Annotated in this window: 14 protein-coding genes, 1 tRNA gene and 2 pseudogenes; 9 read left to right on the top strand and 8 right to left on the bottom strand. The window is 59.3% G+C overall.

Annotation, left to right across the window (positions count from 1 at the left end; all coding sequences use genetic code 11):
* Positions 1 to 66 precede the first annotated feature (66 nt).
* A complete protein-coding gene (locus tag DL88_RS10260; RefSeq protein WP_245270753.1) occupies positions 67 to 1,323 on the bottom strand; it encodes an efflux RND transporter periplasmic adaptor subunit in 1,257 nt (418 codons plus the stop codon).
* A gap of 857 nt (positions 1,324 to 2,180) precedes the next feature.
* Here DL88_RS10260 and DL88_RS10250 point away from each other — a divergent pair.
* Positions 2,181 to 3,659 (top strand): sensor histidine kinase, encoded by a 1,479-nt coding sequence (locus DL88_RS10250; RefSeq protein ID WP_034995557.1) that lies wholly within the window; start codon positions 2,181 to 2,183, stop codon positions 3,657 to 3,659.
* A 3-nt stretch (positions 3,660 to 3,662) separates the two neighbouring features.
* On the opposite strand, the gene DL88_RS10245 is transcribed toward DL88_RS10250, so the two are convergent.
* A complete protein-coding gene (locus DL88_RS10245; protein ID WP_034995729.1) occupies positions 3,663 to 4,277 on the bottom strand; it encodes a DUF938 domain-containing protein in 615 nt (204 codons plus the stop codon).
* Positions 4,278 to 4,514: 237 nt separating this feature from the next.
* Between DL88_RS10245 and DL88_RS10240 the strand changes: the two genes are divergently transcribed.
* The 3 genes from DL88_RS10240 to DL88_RS19380 all read left to right on the top strand — a co-directional run bounded on the left by DL88_RS10240 (position 4,515) and on the right by DL88_RS19380 (position 5,706).
* Positions 4,515 to 4,591 (top strand) — tRNA-Arg (locus DL88_RS10240).
* Positions 4,592 to 5,215: 624 nt separating this feature from the next.
* Positions 5,216 to 5,440 (top strand): Rossmann-fold NAD(P)-binding domain-containing protein, encoded by a 225-nt coding sequence (locus tag DL88_RS19385; RefSeq protein WP_051955853.1) that lies wholly within the window; start codon positions 5,216 to 5,218, stop codon positions 5,438 to 5,440.
* Entirely contained in the window at positions 5,437 to 5,706 is a 270-nt protein-coding gene (locus DL88_RS19380) for a hypothetical protein (RefSeq protein ID WP_051955851.1), read from the top strand. The genes DL88_RS19385 and DL88_RS19380 overlap by 4 nt, the downstream gene beginning before the upstream one ends.
* A 115-nt stretch (positions 5,707 to 5,821) precedes the next feature.
* On the opposite strand, the gene DL88_RS10230 is transcribed toward DL88_RS19380, so the two are convergent.
* Entirely contained in the window at positions 5,822 to 6,766 is a 945-nt protein-coding gene (locus DL88_RS10230) for a LysR family transcriptional regulator (protein WP_051955849.1), read from the bottom strand.
* 79 nt (positions 6,767 to 6,845) lie between these two features.
* On the opposite strand from DL88_RS10230, the gene DL88_RS10225 reads away from it, so the two are divergent.
* Together DL88_RS10225 and DL88_RS10220 are read left to right on the top strand one after the other, a co-directional pair.
* Positions 6,846 to 7,364: a hypothetical protein gene (locus DL88_RS10225; protein ID WP_034995555.1), complete on the top strand. Its 519-nt coding sequence runs from the start codon at positions 6,846 to 6,848 to the stop codon at positions 7,362 to 7,364.
* 2 nt (positions 7,365 to 7,366) lie between these two features.
* Positions 7,367 to 8,431: a saccharopine dehydrogenase family protein gene (locus DL88_RS10220; RefSeq protein WP_034995553.1), complete on the top strand. Its 1,065-nt coding sequence runs from the start codon at positions 7,367 to 7,369 to the stop codon at positions 8,429 to 8,431.
* Between the two features lie 623 nt (positions 8,432 to 9,054).
* Here DL88_RS10220 and DL88_RS10215 read toward each other — a convergent pair.
* On the bottom strand, positions 9,055 to 9,825 hold the full coding sequence (locus DL88_RS10215; protein ID WP_034995550.1) for an alpha/beta hydrolase: 771 nt from the start codon (positions 9,823 to 9,825) through the stop codon (positions 9,055 to 9,057).
* Between the two features lie 226 nt (positions 9,826 to 10,051).
* Between DL88_RS10215 and DL88_RS10210 the strand changes: the two genes are divergently transcribed.
* On the top strand, positions 10,052 to 10,990 hold the full coding sequence (locus DL88_RS10210; protein ID WP_245270751.1) for an AraC family transcriptional regulator: 939 nt from the start codon (positions 10,052 to 10,054) through the stop codon (positions 10,988 to 10,990).
* Positions 10,991 to 11,409: 419 nt separating this feature from the next.
* Here the strand turns inward: DL88_RS10210 and DL88_RS10205 are convergent, their stop codons facing one another.
* Entirely contained in the window at positions 11,410 to 12,303 is an 894-nt protein-coding gene (locus tag DL88_RS10205) for a LysR family transcriptional regulator (RefSeq protein WP_034995548.1), read from the bottom strand.
* A 154-nt stretch (positions 12,304 to 12,457) separates the two neighbouring features.
* Between DL88_RS10205 and DL88_RS10200 the strand changes: the two genes are divergently transcribed.
* Both DL88_RS10200 and DL88_RS10195 read left to right on the top strand, forming a co-directional pair.
* Positions 12,458 to 13,504: an NAD(P)-dependent alcohol dehydrogenase gene (locus DL88_RS10200; RefSeq protein WP_034995546.1), complete on the top strand. Its 1,047-nt coding sequence runs from the start codon at positions 12,458 to 12,460 to the stop codon at positions 13,502 to 13,504.
* A gap of 51 nt (positions 13,505 to 13,555) precedes the next feature.
* Positions 13,556 to 14,545, top strand: a complete 990-nt coding sequence (locus tag DL88_RS10195; RefSeq protein WP_034995543.1) for an aldo/keto reductase — start codon at positions 13,556 to 13,558, stop codon at positions 14,543 to 14,545.
* A 43-nt stretch (positions 14,546 to 14,588) separates the two neighbouring features.
* Here the strand turns inward: DL88_RS10195 and DL88_RS21140 are convergent.
* The 3 genes and pseudogenes from DL88_RS21140 to DL88_RS10185 form a co-directional block, all read right to left on the bottom strand.
* A pseudogene (locus DL88_RS21140) lies at positions 14,589 to 14,909 on the bottom strand (ATP-binding protein); the annotation flags it as partial.
* Positions 14,907 to 15,128: pseudogene (locus DL88_RS20815) on the bottom strand (Mu transposase domain-containing protein); the annotation flags it as partial. The pseudogenes DL88_RS20815 and DL88_RS21140, both read right to left, overlap by 3 nt.
* Before the next feature lie 1,572 nt (positions 15,129 to 16,700).
* Positions 16,701 to 18,632 carry a hypothetical protein gene (locus tag DL88_RS10185; RefSeq protein WP_034995538.1) on the bottom strand — a complete coding sequence of 644 codons (1,932 nt, stop codon included), beginning with the start codon at positions 18,630 to 18,632 and terminating at the stop codon, positions 16,701 to 16,703.
* Positions 18,633 to 19,042: the final 410 nt, after the last annotated feature.

Raw genomic sequence — 19,042 nt, 5'->3', positions numbered from 1 at the left:
TACCGGCGCTGCAGATTGGGAGCGGCCCGCCGGATGCGGGGCGCGATATATCGACAATTCAGACAATCATTGTTTGCCCGGTGGCGGCGGTGGCGAAACAGTCGGTGCTGATGGCTGCACGGCTTCTGGCGCCTTTGTCGCCTGATCGATCGTCGGTCCCGGCGTCAGCGGGGAGGCGGAGACGGGCTGCCCCGGCCGCACGCTCTGCAATCCTTCGGCGATGACGAGTTCGCCTTCCTTGAGGCCAGTCAACACCGAGGCGACCGTCGGCGTCGATTGTCCGAGTTTGATGTTGCGGCGCTGCGCCTTGCCTTCTTTGTCGACGATATAGACGAAATCGCTTTCCTGATCGGTGAGCACCGCGGCGCGGGGAATGGCGAGCACCATGATCGGCTCGGCGCCTTCGAGAATGACGTTGACGAATTCGCCATCGGTCAATTCGCGCAAGGGGACGTGAAGCGCCTCGCTGGCCGGGATGATCGGGTTTGGAATCGTCGCGCGTAAAAGGATGGTGTCTGTCGAGGTCTGAATGCTGTTGTCGACGAAATTGACATTCGTCGTCTGATTGTAGATGCGGCCATCCGGCAGACGCAGGCGCACGACGAGCTGATTGGCCTTGTGTTCAGGGTCCTTCTCGGCGAGCTTGAGCGCCCGGTTGCGCAATTCCAGCATCGTGCGGACCGAAACTGGGAAGAGCACATACATCGGATCCTGGCGCACGATGGTGACGAGCGTCCCGCTCGACGGACTGACGACATTGCCGATGCGGACGCTGGTGCGGCCGATCTTGCCGTCGATCGGCGATTTGATCGTCGTGTAGTCGAGATTGATCTGTGCGCTTTTCACATCGGCTTCGGCGCCGGCTACTTGCGCCTCGAGGGCGCGGGCGTTCGCTGTTGCCGAATCGACCGTCGCCTGCGTGCCGGCGGGGGTGCGCAGGAGCGCCTGAGCGCGGGCAAGGGCGATATTGGCATTGACGAGCTGGGCACGGAACTGGTCGGCGACGGCTTTCCGGGAGGAGAGAACGGCGGCGAAAGGCCCGCTCTCCAGCCGGTAGAGTACATCGCCGGTCTTGACCTCCGTGCCGTCCTGGAAGGCGACTTCCTCAAGGAAGGCGGTGACGCGGGCGACGATGTCGACCCGATCGATGCCCTGAACGCGCCCGAGGAATTCATTGCTCTGGGTCAGGGGTTTCTTTTCGACGCGGGAAACGCCTACCGCTGGCGGGCCGGCCTGCGGCATTTGCGCCAGGGCGAGTGGCGCCGCCGAAAGCACGAGGCACGATGTCGCGAGATGGAATGAGGCGAGACGCAGAAGATGCAAGGAGAAACCTCTGGCAAAGGAAACTTCTAAAACGAAGCCGCAGATGGTGACGCTCTTCGGCCGGGTTTTTCAGGGAAAGGGAGAAAGCGGAGAACCAACTGCTGCCTTCCCCCCTGTGTCCTGTGGCATCAAACCAGAAGGTCGAGACCTATCTTAGAAAAATTGATGCGTACCAGAACGATAGAGGGCATCGCTCAGCGATACTGATGGATCGGGCGATGGTTCTATAAAGTTTGCCGCAAAAGCCTATCGGCCGCCGCGGAGCATTCTCCCGGTCAGTTTTTGGCAGGAGCATGATCTTGGACGAAACGGCGGAAAGTGGCCTGTCCCGAGAAGCGCGAAGTCCCCACGTCCCGGTTCCCGTGCCGTATCCCGTTTCATCGAGCTTTTTCTAAACAGTTTATGCTCGGCTGTCCACGCTGGCTAATGCATGGAGGGAAGCTGGATTTCCTGTCCTGCATGGAACACTCGCAGCCTCTGGACGATTTAACTAAGCCTACATCGTGGCCGGGAGCGCTGCCTGAAACGCGGCTATGGACAGACGATTGCAAACATGAGATTGCGCATGGAAATCCATGAGGTTGGACCAATAAATACCAGCCCGGCAAGGCTGGTGCGGCGGAGCGGCGCGTATCGCGAACGGGACGAGCTTGATGATCCCGTTCTGCCTTGATTGGCGTGGCCGCGATTGGCACGGTTTTGCCTGCGTATAAAGAGCTAAAAAAGGGGCGCGCGAGATCCGGCCGGCTTTCGCCCGCATCTGACGGTTTCCCGATCCGGACACCCCGTGATCCATCAGGCGGGGGCGACCGGGAAGCAGCCTGGACGGCCATTTTGGCCAGCATCGGAGTGAGTGCGTGACCGGCACGGATAAGGTCCTCGATTTTCATGCGCTTTTTGAAAATTTGCCGGTGCCGTTGCTGGTCCTTGCAAGGGATCAGACGATTGCCGCGCTGAATGCCGCCTATCGTCGTGCGGCCCGGATTGGTATTGATGTCGTCGGGCAGGCATTCGATGCCGTATTTCCCTTGGATGAAGCGACACGCACGCTGATCGCGGAATCCTGCGCACGGGTGCTGAATCAGGGTGTGAGCGATGTCACCTCGCTGTTGACCGTGCCTATTCGCGTCGACGATGTGCTCACTCCGCGCTATTGGTGTTACACACATAGTCCGCTTCGGGACCAGGAGGGTGAGATCACCTTCATCCTGCAAAATGCCCAGGACATGACCGAGGCCGTGACCGCACAATTTCCCATGGAGCCTGCGGGAAGCCGGCAGGGAGAATTCATTGGGGATCCGCAGGAGGAAACGGGCCTCGACAATTGCGTCGACATCGTCAATGAAAGTTTGCTCGAGGAGACGCTGCATCTACGCCGTCTCCTGATGCAGGCACCGAGTTTCATGGCGGTGCTGCGGGGGCCCGATTACCGGCTCGAGCTGACCAATCTCGCATTTCTCAAGCTTGCCGGCGGCCGCGATCTTGCCGGCAAGCCTTTCGCGGAAGCCGTGCCGGAAATCGGTAGCCAAGATTATCTCAGAATACTCGATCACGTCTATAAAACCGGCAAGGCTTTCCTCGGACGCCGCATGAAGGCGGCTTTGCAGGATGAACCCGAGGCAGCCTTGAGCGACCATTATCTCGATTTCGTCCTGCAACCGATCATGGGGCAGAATGGAGAGGTGAACGGTATTTTCGTCGTCGGCAATGATGTGACAGATCAGGTGCTGGCGGAAGAGCATCAGGCTTTGTTGATTCGCGAATTGCACCATCGTGTCCGCAACACTCTTGCCGTGGTGCAGGGAGTGATGACCTCGACGGCCAAGAACTCGCCTTCCATCGAGGATTTCCAATCAGCCTTCGCCGGACGCATCGCCTCGCTCGCCAAGACCCATGCGGCGATGACGGAGGAACTCCAGCAATCGGTCGAATTCCGCCAGCTCCTGGTGCAGGAACTCGCCCCCTATGGGCTCGATCGCGACGGGCGGATTACGCTCATCGGCCCGACGGTCGATCTGCCCTCACAGATTGGTGTGCCGCTCGGCATGGCGATCCATGAGCTGGCGACCAATGCGGCCAAACATGGCGCGCTCGCCGATGCCAACGGCCGCCTGAAGGTGATCTGGTCCCTGGTCGAGAAGAACGGTGGTAATGCGCTTTGTTGTGATTGGGAGGAGAGCGATGGTCCCCGTGTCAGCCTGCCGCTCTCGCAAGGATTCGGCTCGATGCTGCTGCAGCGTGTGCTTTCCCAGCAAATTCATGCCGAAGTCACGGCCGATTACGATCCGAAGGGATTCAAACTCCACCTCGTGATCCCGATGGCCAAAGAATCCTGACTTTTACCGTTTCTGGAACGTCAAGGTGAGATTGTTGGCGGGCATCTGCGTGATCTCGGGCGTGGAAAATCCATTGGCTGCCGCCAGAGCGATGACGGCTTCGAGATCGCGAACGCCCCAGAGCGGGTTTTCGCGGCGCAGATCGGCATCAAACCGTGCATTGCTATCGCTCGTATGCGCGCCATCGCGTTTATAGGGTCCATAAGTGAACAGAAACTGGCCGGGTGCCAGAAGGCGGGACGCTTCCGCAAACAGGCCCTCTGTCGCCGCCCAGGGCGAAATATGGATCATATTGATGCAGAGGATGGCGGTCACGCCCTCAATCGTCCAGGGTCGGATCGTCGCATCGAGCGCGAGTGGCGGGCGCACATTGGTGACGCCGGAAGCGGCGATCCAGGCGCTGATGCTGGCACGCGCCCGTTCATCCCGATCGGTTGGTTGAATGGTGTAGCCGGGCAGTCCTTGCGCGAAATGGATGCTGTGTTCACCCGAACCGCTGGCAATTTCGAGAAGTATCCCTTCAGGCGGTAAATGAGCTTTCAGTACCGTGAGAATCGCGTCGCGATTGCGCGCGGCGGCGGGCGCGTGAAGGCGGGCATCCGTCGAGGAAGCGTTCATCGGGCGGTGGCCTCTTGCAAGGGCGGTGTGGAGCTTGGGTGATTCGCATTGCGAATCGGAATGCCGAGTTTCACACAAATGGTGGCTCCGCAGCGGATCCATGCCGCAGAGGCTTATAGAAAACAGCAAAAACCATTCCCCGGCCAGTGCGGAACGCTTTTAGAAGCAAAGAAAAGACACCTTTATGGAGGAAGCCTCTTGGCGTCAGTAGCGGATTTGGTCTAAAGTCCCTGCAAGGCACCCGTAGCTCAGCTGGATAGAGCGCTGCCCTCCGAAGGCAGAGGCCAGAGGTTCGAATCCTCTCGGGTGCGCCAAATTTCGCCGATTTCCCTCCATAATGGGCTATAGCCGCTGAACGCGCGCTTGTGCACGAATAGAGCGAAGGCTGTAAATTTAAGACCGTGGAAACGACGGCGTTCTGCGGTGAAAAGCTCGAATCGCTGACAGTCGATCTTCCTGCGCTGAAATCGCGTAACGGCCTTTGAACAGCAATTGTGCTCGCCCATCTCAGTCGTGGCTGCATTTGGGGCCATCCCTGCCGGCAGACATTGGCGGCCAATCGATCGAGATCCGAGAAGGCCTCGGAAAGCGGATTTTTGCTGCCGCGCAGCCAGGACGAATTTCGAGCGTGACCGATTAGCGTATGGCAATTCGTTCACACGAGTTCGATCGCGGTCGTGAACGGTCGCAAGGGCGAAATGGTCGACGAAACCATGAAACGTCCGTTGAGCGATGCAGATGACTATTATCGCGCGAAAATTTTGTCCGACGAAAAGGTCTTCGAACACCTAGAGCATTTTCGGTTCGGATTGAATCGCTACGCGATTCAAAATCCTTGAAAATACTCTAATTTCTCCAAGTGGAGCAGTTCGGAAACATCCGAACATGCTCTAGATCGGCATCCGGACAGTTTCGGCGTCTTCATCATGCCCGGATGGATGCATGGTCCAGGTGACCGAGGCCCGACCTCGGCGGGGCAGTTCACTTTGGATTATGTGCAGCGCAAGCTGCCTGGCATTCCACCCGCGACATTCGCATTCGTCGATACGCGGGACGTGGCAAAGGCGCAGATCCTCGCGCTGCGTAATGGTCGCCGCGGCGAACACTCTCTCTCGGCCGAACGGCACATGACGATGGCAGACCTGATAAAGCTTTACGAGTGAACGACCGGCATCCCCGCGCCGAAGCGTGCTATCCCCGCACCGCTTCTTTGGACAATTGCCGAGCTGCAGGAAGTGACTGCCCGCATTACCGCCGCCCTGCGCTGCTCAGCCTGGTGACGGTACAGCAAATGCGTCAGGAAGCCGGACACAGTCATTTCGACCATTCCAAGATCAAGAAGGAACTGGGAATGGAATTCAAGCCGATGGAAGAAACATTGGCTGACGAGGTCGGTTGGTATCGCTCCAATGGCATGTTGCCCGCTTGATTTGTCATTTGCGCGGATCATTCAATGTTAGCAGGACTTGGCAGTCGGCATCGCAAAGGAGGCCGTCAACTCCTCCCGCCGTTGCAAACAAAACCGTTGAAGTTCCGGGGCGATGTCAAACGGCTTGACGGATGCGCTCTCCGTCCGCTCCATCGGAAACTACTTTCCGGATCAGCGTAACCAACCATGACAGGCAGGGATCCATTTGGCCTTCCTGAGGCTGCGCGATACCCACCACCCATGGCGGGACATCAAGAGGACAATCGTGGATGGTCACGCTTGCAGGGGCACAAAGTGGCTTTGCAATCCGTTCAGGCAACATGGCGACCAGATCGGTTTCCGCGATCAGAAAAGGTGCTGCGGAAAAGTGCGGGATCGTTAGCGCGACCCTTCGCTCGAGACCGAACTCCCGCAAAGCGTCGTCAACGATGCCCGACGCATCGCCGCTTTGCGATACCAGCAGATAATGGAGACCGGCGAATGCTTCGACCGTCAGCGGCTGCGCCAAACCCGGATGCCCTTGTCTCGCGACCAGAACCAGCCGGTCGGAAAAGAGCGGTGTCGCCAGCACCGAGCCGGGGCTTGCCGTCAGGGGCCCGATGGCAAGATCGATGTCGCGCCGCCGCATCGCCTGTTCCACATCGCCCTGTGTGATGGAGCGGATTCGAATGTCGATCTTCGGAGCCTCGTGGCGAAGGCGGGCGACCACCGCCGGCAGCAGCGCCAATTCCACATAGTCGGACGAGCCGATGACGATCGTCCTCGATGCCGACGACGGATCGAAGGCGGTCCGTATGCCAAAGCTTGCACGAAGCACCGCCAGTGCTGGCCCGATCGTTTCCGCCAATTCGATGGCGCGCGCCGTCGGCTTCACGCCGCGCGCATGCTTGACGAAAAGCGTGTCATCAGCCAGCGCGCGCAACCGCGCGAGCGCATGACTGACCGCGGGCTGCGTAAGCCCGAGCCGCTCGCCAGCGCGCCCCACATGACGCTCCTGCATCAGCGCGTCGAAGACGGCAAGAAGGTTCAGGTCGAAGCGCTTTAGATCAATCTGATTCATGATTTTAGATATTGATTATGAATTAGAGTAATATCAAAAAACCAGACAAAACCCCAGCAATTCTGCTGGAAACACTGCCATGACGCTTCTGATTGCCTCTGGTCTTCTTACGCTCGCATTCCTCTCGCTGTTTTGGATGTCTCCAATCGGCACACCTGCTCTCAAGGCGATCGGCAACGGCAGGCCGTCGCCTGATCTGACATTCGGTTATCGTCCGGATGAAACATATCGCCTGATCGAAAGCTATGGTGCCGGCGGGATCGCGCATTGGCGCAGGCTGCTGCTGCTGGACATGATTTTTCCCGCCGTCTACGGCCTGTTCCTGAGCTTGCTGGTGGATTGGTGTTCACGCTGGGCGGGAGAAGGTTTGGCCTGGCTGACATTGGCGACCGTCTTCCCCGTTGCCTCTGCCGGCGCGGACTATCTCGAAAACCTGGCTCTGCTGCGTGTGCTGGCGGCCTTGCCGCGCAGGCGGGATAGACTTGTGTCGGCGGCTTCATTCTTCACACAGATCAAATTCATCGCGTTCTTCGCGACGCTTGTCAGTCTGGTGGGGTTCGCCGGATTGAAGTTGTTTGCAATGGCGGGAGGACATTGATCATGGCCGCGAACCAGCAATGGATGCTTTACGGCGCTTATGGCTTCACTGGCGGGATGATCCTGGATGACGCGCTTCGTCGCGGGCACCGTCCCTCCATCGCCGGAAGAGATCGAAACCGGCTGCAAGAACTTGCCAGGACCCATGATCTTCCCTACCGGGTGGTTTCGCTGGACGACAAACAAGCGCTGTGCGCTGCCTTGGGTGAGGTGGATCTGGTGCTGAACGCCGCTGGTCCCTTTTCCGAGACCGGCGCCCGACTTATCGCCGCCTGCCTGGATGTCGGCACCGCCTATGCCGATATCTCCGGCGAATTTCATCATATACGGACCCTTGCCCGGCACGACGCCGCCGCGAAAAAGGCTGGAATTGCCATCCTCACCGGCGCGGGCTTCGGTGTGACCTTCGGCGAGTGCCTGGCCCATTATGCCTTGTCCCGCGTGCAGGATGCGGTTCGGTTGAGAGTGTCCGTCGCTGCTGACAACGCCCAGACGACCGCGACGGTGCGGCGCACCGTGGTCGAGGTGTTGGCCAAGGGTGGCTATGCCGTTGAACTTGGGAAATTGCGCCGCCGCCCCCTTGCGCACACCCACTGGACTTTCAAAGACCGTGGCGAAAGTCGTTCTTTTGCCGCTGCACCGCTGGGAGAACTGGCGGCCTTGTATCGCTCCACGAATATACACGACATCGTTGTCGGCCGGCAATTGTCTGCGGGGAAGGCGCGCATCCTGCGTCTTCTGTCGCCGTGGCTTCGCCTCGCATTGTCGATCCCGGCCCTGCGCAAGCGGGCGGGCCGCATTGGATCGAAGCCCCAGACCGCGCAATCACCGGGCAACCCGGCGGAATTCCGGTCCCGCATATGGGTGGAGGCCTGGGACCGTCTCGGTCGCTCGCATCTCTTTTACCTGGAAACAGGCGAAGGCTATGCAGAAACCGCAAAGGCGACTTTGGTCAATGTCGAAAAGATGCTGAGCCACGACGGTCTTGCCGGCTCGTTCACGCCGGCCTCCGCCTTCGGATATGCACTTCTCGACCAGCTTGACGACGTGCAGATCAGCGGGAAGTGACATCTGCCGAGGCGCTTGTTCTCAGGGAAAGGGCAGTGTTCGCGCGGTATAGGGGGAGGTGTGGCCTTAGAGGGCTATAGCGTAGACATAGTTCCCATCTTCACCCGGCGCGGCGCGCCAAATTCTGCAGATGACTCAACTCATTGCGCATTATCACCGAACGTACGCTCCCGTATCCGGCAGAGGCGCAGCCCGCGCGCAAGAGAGCGTAGAAATGGCGGCGTTCTGCGGCAGAAAAGTTCGTATCGCCGCCGGCCGAATATAGCGAGGAGTGCGCCCCATGTCGGTCGTAGGGGTTGCATTATCGAGCACGTGAAAGCGGATGGCCGGGTAAATCGACAGCTTGTCAGGAGCGGGATGGGACACGAACGGGCGGTTCTGGACAGAGGGTCTGGAAAGAAGCGCTTATTTGTTCGAGCGACCATGGTGTCAGTGCGTCCCGCCCTGGTGCTGCTCTGTCGTTTCCTAGGTCCTTCCTGGTTCGGCTGTTGGATCGAGCCCGCGGGGCTTGACCGTCAGACGGCCCCTTCGACCATGCCCCGTTTGGGCGGGGGAAACTGGGAACAACGAGCACGCGACACCGCCACCGGAGAGCCGGCGGCGGCGTCGGATTATTGACGACGTTACTTGGCCCCTGCGGCAGCTTCGATGACCGCGGCAACCTCAGCGGCATGCGAGGCGAGCGAAGCGTGGCTTCCCTTGACCGTCGTCACCTTGGCCTTGATCCGCTCGGCGAAGAAAGCCTGCGCATGCGGGTCGAGAACCTGATCCTTGGAAGTGAGCACATACCAGCTCGGCTTGTCGTGCCAGGCGGCAACTTCCGTGGCTGCGTCGAACGCGGTGTGATTGATCGGCATCTGGTGGGCCGCCAAATGCTCCCCGACTTCCTTGGGCAGGTCGCCGGCCACGGCGCTGGGGAACACCGCGGGGTCGATCGTGAGGTAGCCTTTGGCGTCGGGGTGGATCGCCTTGACGCCCGGTGTGGCGGGTCCGCGCTCCGACAGGGCGGAAACCGTCTCGCCCTTGTCCGGTGCGAAGGCTGAAACATAGACCAACGATGCCACCTTCGGGTTGTCGCCGGCTTCGCCGATCACGACACCGGCCCAGGAGTGCCCCACCAGGACCGTCGGACCGTCCTGTGCGTCAAGCACGGCGTCGGTGGCGGCCACATCATCAGCGAGCAAGGTCAGCGGGTTCTTGACGGCAGCGACGTGGTATCCCTTGGCGGTGAGGATAGCGGCGACGCCGTCCCAGCTCGTCTCATCGACAAAGGCGCCATGAACCAGCACGATATTCTTGATGGCCTTTGCGGGCCGAGCGGTTTGGGCAAACGCCGGAACGACGCCCAGCATGGCTGTGGAGAGAACGAGGGCGGACATAAGAAGGGTTTTCATTTTGGTGCTCCATTGGCTGGGCATGAGTGCAGTTGATTTGCGTGCGGATAATCTGCAATGCTGTCGGCTGAGTTTCTGCCGGACCGGTCAAATCTGGTGTCTGCGGTAACATTATGGTTTATCTGGATATTTCGTCTCTGAAGACCTCTTGAACTTACGGTTTGGCGACATGGAACACCATGATCGGAACCCCGCAAGACATGCTCCATCGTCCGGATTTGGGGCCATGCTCGCCTCTCGAGTCGATTTGTTGTCCCAAATGCTCGACCTCGTACGGCTGCGCGGGGAATTGGTGTTTTCCGCCGAGTTGAGCCACCCATGGGCGCTGCGGTTCGAGCCGGGGTCGGCCTATTTCTTCGTGGTCCTGGAAGGAAGCTTGATCGCGCAGGCGGCCGACGCTCCCCCCGTGAAGGCGGTCGCAGGCGACCTCGTCATGCTGCCACGAGGAACCGGCTATATCCTCGGCGATGGCAGCGATGCGACTGCGGCAGACGCCGCCGACTTGATGAGAGAGCAGTTCACGGCAGAACAGCTGGGTCTTCGCCATGGCGGCAATGGCGAGCAGACCAGGGTTATCGCCGGGGCATTCCATTTCGAGAGCACAGCCGTGCCATGGGTCGTCTCAGCCCTTCCGGCCGTGATCCATATTGCAAAGTCGGGCGGCCAGACTGGCGGATGGCTCGAGGGATTGGCCTATTTCATGATGATGGAAGCCCAGATGGTGCACCCCGGCTCTTCGGTTATGATCTCGCGCCTCATCGACGTTCTGATCATCCGCGTCATCCGAACCTGGGCGCAGACCAAGAACGCCAGCGACACAGGATGGCTAGGCGCGTTGGGGGACCCCCGCATCAGCCGCGCCCTTAAGGCCATTCACGACGAACCTTTCCGCAAATGGAGCGTGGCCGACCTGGCAAACGCGGCCGGAATGTCCAGGTCCAGCTTTGCCGAAAGGTTCTCTTCCCTGGTCAAGGAAGCGCCGTTGTCCTACCAGAATCGATGGCGGCTCACCCTTGCTCACGGGCTTCTCAGCCAGGCCAATGCCCGTGTCGGCGATGTCGCCAGGCAGGTGGGTTACGACTCCGATGCGGCTTTCAGCCGAGCGTTCAAAGCTCAATTCGGGATTCCTCCCGCCGGTATTAAATCAGCAGTTTCACAGTCATAATGCCGATATTGAGCAATCGGAGGTTCTCCGCGCCGAATGGCGGCTTTGAGAAATCGCGCGGCGGCTGTCCCAGATCGGAGGGATGGGAGAGGACAGTCCGCAGTCGGCCCCAATGCAGACCTCGTTCATGGCGCGGTCGCGTAGAGCTTAAATCTTTCCCGACCGCATCGCGCCCTTGCGGCGTCGGGGTGTTTGCGCGGCACCACGGGGCGGGGCCAACCGGCTTAAAGGAGGGCTATCGCGTAGACATAGTTCTCATCATCACCCGGTGCAGTGCGCCAAGCGTCCCTGGTTGGCAGGACGGGGTTGCCAAGACGGGTTGCCAAGACGGGTCGATCCTGATCTTCAAGGCTGCCTCTTCGGGTACTCATTATTCCAAACAGTTTCGTTCCCGCGGTTCGGGCCTGCGCTGCTGCCGATCAGCCGCGAAAGCGGAGCGCCTCGATCAGCAAGGCGAAAGCCGGGGACGTCTGGCGACGGCTCGGATAATAGAGGTGGTAGCCCGGAAACGGCGGGCACCAATCTTCGAGCACACGCACCAGCCGCCCATTGTCGATCAGGGAATCAAACTGGTCTTCAGGCAAACAGGCAAGGCCCAGCCCATCAAGGGCGGCATCGATAATCATCCCCACATCGTTGCAGATGAATTGCCCTTCGACGCGGACATTCACCGGGCGTCCGTTGTGTTCGAGTTCCCAGGCATAGAGGCCGCCGAGCGTCGGCAGGCGCAGATTGATGCAGATATGCCTGGTTAAATCGTGCGGGGTCAGTGGCTTCGGATGGATGGCGAAATAGTCCGGCGCTCCGACAACCGCCATGCGCAGGTCCGGGCCGATGCGCACGGCGATCATATCCTTCTCGACCTGTTCGCCTAGGCGGATGCCGGCATCGTAGCGTTCGGCAACCAGATCGGTCAGCCGCTGGTCGACGGAGAGTTCGACCGAAACTTCGGGATAGTCCTTCATCAATTGCTTGACGGCCGGCATCAGGATGCTTTGCGCCGCGTGATGGCTCGTCGTGATGCGGATCAAGCCGGCGGGTTCCTGCCGCAGCGCGCTGATCGCACTGATCTTCGCCTCGATGTCGTTCAAGGCCGGCCGCAGGGTTTCGGCGAGTTGCTCGCCCGCATCCGTCGGGGCGACATTCCGGGTTGTGCGCGTCAGCAACCGCACACCCATCCGCTCCTCAAGACGCCGGACCGTATGGCTGAGCGACGATTGTGATGTCGCCAGGCGAGCGGCCGCGCGCGTGAAGCTGCGCTCGTCGGCGACGGTCAGAAACGCAATCAGATCTCCCAGCTCATCCCGTTTCATTCATGAACCTGAAATATAGCTTCATGCGGAACCTAGCACCTAATTCATAGGCGATGCGAACGCTAAAAAGGTTTCGCAAGCAAAAGTGCGGTGCCAGCCAAAGGGTTTGGTGCTGCGCCGAAGCGCGAACTCGAGACCAATAAGGGATCAGACCATGAAGACCATTGGCTTCGCCTGCACGGCGGTGGATGAACCGCTTGCTCCTTTCTCCTTTGAGCGGCGCGCTCCGCGTTCGAATGATGTGGTGATGGAGATCCTTTATTGTGGCGTCTGCCATTCCGACCTGCATTGGGCACGCAACGATTGGGGCTGGACCATCTTTCCGGCCGTCCCCGGCCATGAGATCATCGGTCGGGTGATCGAGACGGGTCCGGGCGTGACCCGTTACAAGATTGGCGACCATGTCGCGGTCGGCTGCATGGTCGATAGTTGCCAGCATTGCGACCAATGCAGGAAGGGTGAGGAGCAGCTCTGCCGGGAAGGCAATACCGGCACCTATGGCGGTTTCGACCGGTTCACCAAGGAATATACGCTTGGCGGCTATTCCAAACACCTCGTCGTCCGCGAGGAATTCGCTCTGCGGGTACCGGATGGGCTTGACCTGGCGCGGGCAGCGCCGCTGCTCTGCGCCGGGATCACCACTTATTCGCCGCTGCGAACCTGGAATGTTGGCCCCGGCAGCCGGGTCGGCGTGATAGGCCTCGGTGGGCTTGGTCATATGGCGGTGAAGCTCGCTTCCGCCATGGGCGCGCATGTCACGGTGCTCAGCCGCACGCAAGACAAGGCCGCGGATGCGCACGCGCTCGGCGCCGACGCATTGCTTGTCTCGACCGCTGCGGATGCGATGGAGAAGGCTGCCGGCAGCTTCGACCTCATCATCGACACCGTGCCGGTCAAACACGACCTCAATCCCTACCTGCCGCTGCTCGACGTCGACGGAACATTGGTAATTGTCGGGCAGATCGGGCCGGTCGTGGAGCCCAGCACCGTCCCCCTCGTTCTCGGCCGTCGCCGGATCGCGGGATCACCAATCGGTGGCATCCGCGAGACGCAGGAGATGCTCGATTTCTGCGCGCGCAAGAATGTGCTGCCCGATGTCGAGATGATCCGCATGGACGAGATCAACCATGCCTTTGAACGGATGGAAAAATCCGACGTCCGCTATCGCTTCGTGATCGATATGGCCTCGCTGACCGCGTGAACCGCCGCAGCGCCTGATATTCCCAAACTGCTTTCTGACAAGGAACGACTGATGCAAAAACGCCGGCTTGGAAGCAGCGGCCTTGAGGTTTCCGCCCTCGGCTTCGGCTGCATGGGCCTCGACTTCAGCTACGGCCATAGGCTGACGAAGGATGAAGGCATTACGCTGATCCGCAAGGCGGTCGATCTGGGTGTGACCTTCTTCGACACGGCCGAGGTCTATGGCCCCTTCACCAATGAGGAGATGGTCGGAGAAGCTCTGCGTCCGGTGCGCGACCAGGTGGTGATCGCCACCAAATTCGGCTTCAACATTGTCGACGGCAAGATGGCGGGGACGAATAGCCGTCCCGAGCATATCAAGGAAGTCGCCGATGCGTCGCTCAAGCGCCTGGGCGTCGAGCAGATCGATCTCTTCTATCAGCATCGCGTCGATCCGAACGTGCCGATCGAGGATGTCGCGGGTGCGGTGAAGGAATTGATCGCGGCCGGCAAGGTCAAGCATTTCGGCATGTCAGAACCCGGTGCGGCGACGGCACGCCGTGCCCATGCCGTGCAGCCGATCACGGCCCTGCAGAATGAATATTCGCTCTGGACGCGCGGGGTCGAGACGAATGGCATCCTCGATCTCTGCGAGGAGCTGGGCATCGGGCTCGTGCCCTACAGCCCGCTCGGCAAGGGCTTCCTGACCGGCGCGATCAACAAGGACACCAGGCTCGGCGAAGGCGATTTCCGCTCTATCCTGCCACGCTTCACGCCGGAGGCGATGGAGAAGAACCAGGCGCTGGTCGACATGCTGAAACAGATAGCCTGGGAAAAAAGCGCCACTCTGGCGCAGATCGCGCTTGCCTGGCTGCTGGCACAGAAGCCGTGGATTGTGCCGATCCCCGGCACCACCAAACTGCATCGGCTCGAAGAGAATCTCGGCGCGGTGAATGTCGCGCTGACGGCGACCGATCTCGCCGAGATCCAGAAGGCCACCGCCTCGATCCGGATCGAGGGTGATCGTTATCCGGCGCAGCTCCAGGCGATGGTCGGTCTCTAAAGATGACGGCGTCTGCGGGAAGGCGATTTTAATCATTACCGTTTCACCGGGCCTTGCAGGCAGCCTCGGCCCGGTGGTTGGCGGTAATGGGCGCCCCACGCAACAGAGTGCTGGCAGAGCTGGCCGAGGACCGGGAATAGGGCGGAGGGGGCCGGCCGGCGGGCGTAATCGGCGTTGACCCGGATTGAAAATATCTTGCGCTTGCTTTGAGCCGGAAGCTGTCGTTGCCGGCTTCCAAAATGTGGCAGTGATGGGTGAGGCGATCGAGCAATGCGGTCGTCATCTCGGCATCGCCGAACAGACCCGCCCACTCGCTGAAGCTCAGGCCCGTAATGATGATGATATTTGTGTGTTCATAGAGCTTGCGTTTGATGAACGCCAGATAGCGCGGCCAGTCATAGACGTTTCGTCCCAATAGAGGATGGGACCGTTCGATGATCCGTGCATGTTTGCACAGGATTTGTCCCTCTGCGGCGATCGCGATCCACTCCGGAAAGATCCGCAAGTTGACCTGCCGATTGGCAAAAGATGCCGGCACGCTACAGCGGTTGCGCTCGAAGTGTACGAAGCCCGTCGGCGACAAAGCTATAGCTGAATAGTTTTATGCCAACCGGCATGCACTGCTGAATTATGGGCAAACCCGACATGAGGGACTGCCGATTTCGACCGTCTTCGTGGAAAGTGCGGTCAACGAGTTTCTGTCGAAGCGCATGACCAAGAAGCAGTAGATGCGCTGGAACCGCTGGATCCTACGGCCATTCCTCAATGTCCGCGTTGCGGTTCTCAATGGCGCTTTCCTCGGGGTTTTCAGGGGGGCTTTCAGGCGGGTCTATCCCGCATTTCAGGCATAGAATGAAGAATGATAATCGCTCTGCCTCAATTGCCGCCTGACGCTCCCCGCAGTTTTACATACTCTGTAGCTATCTTTGCCGTCTACATTGCATCGCACATAAAGCTTGAACGTATGCTTACAATCATCGCGCCAAGAAATAGAAACAACCTGTTGATATCAATGCCACAATCAATGCCATGCGGCAGGCGAAGTGAATCAGATCCAGGAAAGTGACATGGTGCACGATATTGCATGGAATGGCTCACTGCAAGAGCAGCATCTTGCAAAAAATAACCGATGGTATAAAGATGGTGACACTGATGGCGTGTCCATCTGGCAGTGAGTGTTCTGTGCGGCAAAGAAGCTGACAGAGCTTAAGTTTGCAATCATTAATCGTGTATTGCCACAAATGACATCTTACCTAGTTGTGCAAACATACAAGAACACATAACGGGATGGCGCTCCAAAGGTTCACGCGCCGCCCGCAAAAGAGAGCCTCGAAAAGGAGAAAACTATGCAACGCTTTGGCATATTGTTGGCCACTGTGTTTGGTGCCGCCCTGGTGGCGAGTGGCCCCGCTCGAGCAGATGAAGTCCTTTGCATGTATAATGGCGGCTGGCATACCTGCGTCGAGTATCCTGGTTACCCCTATGCATCTCCGTCCCTAGCCGAAACCGCGCCTCTGATGACTGGCAGAAGCGTGGCGGTCTCCGGTCCGGAAAGCTACCCCGTGCCGGGCGGCGTGGCAGGCCCTGGAAATCATTGCGCAACTCCCGTGAAGACGTGCTTGCTCTATGAGCCGGGTTGGCTTGGAACTGGCTGTTCCTGCAAGGTCCCCGGTGGGCGCGCACGGGGATTTGTGCAATAACAATACGTGAAGCGTGACGCAAAGAGTGGCATCGTTTACGGGCCCGTGAATTTTGAGGCCCGCATCCCTATGGCGGGCGAGGTCTTCGTTCCGATGCAGCTGGTACATTAGCCGCGGACAAGATGGTGGCGGGGCAGCATTTCGCGTATCGCAGCTCCGATTTTGCATGCTCTCCTTGGCTATGAGCGCATGGGACCATCACCTTGTTCGCTGTGCTCGATGTACTGAAGGGCGAAATGATCAGCCAATGTATGCCGCACTGCAGCATTTGGATCTTCATTGCGTTATCGACAATGACGCTGCGCACAAAAAACGTAGCCTATCTCGAAGAGGCCTTGCGGGACGCCTGAATGCAATCCTCCCGCGGCACAGCCATTCGCGGTTTTATCGGATACATGGTGACGCGGTATCAGTACCCTTTGCCGCAATGATCATGTGTCATTGTCTTTCCGGAATCACTGAAACCGCGCGGCTCTCGTGCTTGTCGGCTGCGGGGGTCCCTTGATCGTCAATGGCTGTGGATCGGTGATTGTCAGTGTACCATTCGCGAGTGTCATGAACGGGGTTTTTACCGGTATATCCGAAACGGAGATAGGCGTGCCGCCGCGTGTCACCTGCGGCAAGGCGCGCCAATAGCCGGCATGGGCCGGGTCCGGCGCTGGCGGCGTGAAACGTACTTTGGTCTCTCCATAGACAATGCCTGGGCCGTCCGGATCGTAATGTGGGGCCTGTTTCTTCGCCCTGTCCTGAAACGCTTGAAACGAGCCGCCCTTATCGTCGACTGCGATGAACAGGCCGGCTTTTGGCGCGTGGATTTTGACGATGGTGAAATCTCTCGCAAGCGGCGGCGGCAGGATCGGCGGCGGATTATCGAAATTTCCACCGAGGCTGCCGAGCGCCATGAAGACATTGCCCTTGCGGAAAAAGGCCCAATTGTCTTCAAGAACGAGCTGATCCACCGCCTTCGGGATGCGGCATTGCACGAGTTTGATGAGATTGTCCTTGTGCTGATCGCGTTCCGTCCAGAAGCGATCCTCGATGCCGCTCAGCGTGTCCCGGCTCCACGGGTCCTTTTGCGGGATCGAGGCGAGAAGGACCGCATGGGTTTCGTCGAGGCGGGCGGTTTGCAGGAAGGGAGACCAGAAATCGGTGGTCCAGCCGTCTTCTCCCGCATTGCTGCGCCAATAGGGATGCTGGCATTCGACGAGATTGCGCCGGGCTTCCGATTTGAAGGCGAGTGCGAAACTCTGATTGTGATCATTGTATCGGCGCGGATCGAAGACGAAATTGCCGGTCGCCAGTGCGTAATCGGAACCGATCCATGTATCTCCATAGGCTATCGGGAAGGTGGGATTGTCCCATTTGGTGAATTCCGGCGTCGCGACGGCAATCGCATAATTACCCTGCGGCAGTGACCAGGCGGCGGCTGGTGGCCGCCAAGAGGAGAGCGCCAGCATGATCAGGAAATTCGGCTCGGTGACCGGTTTGAAGAGGTCGAAGGATCCGATTACGGGTACGCCGAAATAATACCAGAGCGGTTGCTGGCCGACAGCGGCATGGGTGGGCCAATCCTTCGGTAGCGGCGCATTCGATTGATCGACATTGTGCCGGGTGAGCGGTGGCATGAGTTCGCCGTGAAATGAATCCGCCTTGAGGATGAGGATTTCGAGGCTGGCCTCGTCCGATGCCTGATGCGCGACATCCTTGTCGCGTGCGAAATCCACGAGATTGAGCAGGGGATAGAGATCGGCCGAGGCATAGGTCGGCGAAAGTTCTTCTGTCATGCCTGACTGGAAGCTGCGCCAGTGGCGGCGCGTCAGAAGGTCCTTGATCTGCGCCATCACGTCCGGGGAAGCGAGGCGTTCGCCGTTTGCGTCCTGCCATTGCGCGTCAGGAAAATATTGCGCGAGCAGATACCAGGAGGTGGATTGCAGCACCATGTGGTTGAGCGTGCCGTGCCCGAAGAGATCGTGCCGCGTGGATGTCAGCGCCTGCTTGATCGTCTGCCGTTGCTCATCCGTAAGGCATTGGGGAAAGGCATAGAGATAGCGCACCAGAGCCGGCAGGCCGAACATTTCATCGCCTGCGGAGCCGAGTCCATGGCTCGCCATTTCGACCATATAGGTTGCGCGTTCGGGCGTTCCGCAATTCTGACCGGCGGTTGCCGCTAGAACGTCATAGCCGCCATATTTCACGCTTTTGCGTGGTGGAATGGCCTCGGTCCATTTCACAATATCGCGGCGGCGGCTGGCGATCGCCGTTTCGATATCGGCGGGCAAGCTGGACGAGGCCTTGCCTGTCGCTTTTTTCGCCGGGGCGGGGTTTTCCTCCGCATGGAGCATGATTGTCATGCCGACGAGGGCGCAGAATGCGGCGAGCAATTTCATCGGGCGTGACTCCTGATGCGAAAGGCGCGGCCGCGGGAAAAGATGAGGGAACGGTCGGCCGAAGAATCAAACGCGGAATTGCGGGTAAGAAAATTGCCGGCGAATGATCCTGGGCCGAAGCTCGCCAGCCTCTTTGTCGATTTTGCGGATGCAGAGCGTTTGACGCTCTAAATGTTTTTTCATCCGTTTTCGCACTCATCCTTTCCCGCCGATTTGGGCAGGCTTTCCAAAACCTTTGCCCGCGGGCCGTTTCGTTGCTAGAAGAACCGATCCTTCAGCATCGGATACATTGTCCGAAAAGGGAGTGCGTCATGCCGCAACTTGGCCGAATTAGCGGCCCGGTTCGCACTTGAGCCCGATAAAGGTCGTGAACCTGGTCCGGCTCGGGTCCGGCCGGGAGGAAATCGAGC

Origin of the sequence: Beijerinckia mobilis, from assembly GCF_000745425.1 — a bacterium.
Classification (GTDB): domain Bacteria; phylum Pseudomonadota; class Alphaproteobacteria; order Rhizobiales; family Beijerinckiaceae; genus Beijerinckia; species Beijerinckia mobilis.
This window is presented reverse-complemented; position numbering and strand designations above follow the sequence as displayed.

Excerpts from the sequence above, each read along its gene's own strand:
- DL88_RS10245 (WP_034995729.1), bottom strand. The coding sequence starts at position 4,277 with ATGAACGCTTCCTCGACGGATGCCCGCCTTCACGCGCCCGCCGCCGCG.
- DL88_RS19385 (WP_051955853.1), top strand. The coding sequence starts at position 5,216 with ATGCATGGTCCAGGTGACCGAGGCCCGACCTCGGCGGGGCAGTTCACT.
- DL88_RS10230 (WP_051955849.1), bottom strand. The coding sequence starts at position 6,766 with ATGAATCAGATTGATCTAAAGCGCTTCGACCTGAACCTTCTTGCCGTC.
- DL88_RS10225 (WP_034995555.1), top strand. The coding sequence starts at position 6,846 with ATGACGCTTCTGATTGCCTCTGGTCTTCTTACGCTCGCATTCCTCTCG.
- DL88_RS10220 (WP_034995553.1), top strand. The coding sequence starts at position 7,367 with ATGGCCGCGAACCAGCAATGGATGCTTTACGGCGCTTATGGCTTCACT.
- DL88_RS10215 (WP_034995550.1), bottom strand. The coding sequence starts at position 9,825 with ATGAAAACCCTTCTTATGTCCGCCCTCGTTCTCTCCACAGCCATGCTG.
- DL88_RS10210 (WP_245270751.1), top strand. The coding sequence starts at position 10,052 with ATGCTCGCCTCTCGAGTCGATTTGTTGTCCCAAATGCTCGACCTCGTA.
- DL88_RS10205 (WP_034995548.1), bottom strand. The coding sequence starts at position 12,303 with ATGAAACGGGATGAGCTGGGAGATCTGATTGCGTTTCTGACCGTCGCC.
- DL88_RS10200 (WP_034995546.1), top strand. The coding sequence starts at position 12,458 with ATGAAGACCATTGGCTTCGCCTGCACGGCGGTGGATGAACCGCTTGCT.
- DL88_RS10195 (WP_034995543.1), top strand. The coding sequence starts at position 13,556 with ATGCAAAAACGCCGGCTTGGAAGCAGCGGCCTTGAGGTTTCCGCCCTC.
- DL88_RS10185 (WP_034995538.1), bottom strand. The coding sequence starts at position 18,632 with ATGAAATTGCTCGCCGCATTCTGCGCCCTCGTCGGCATGACAATCATG.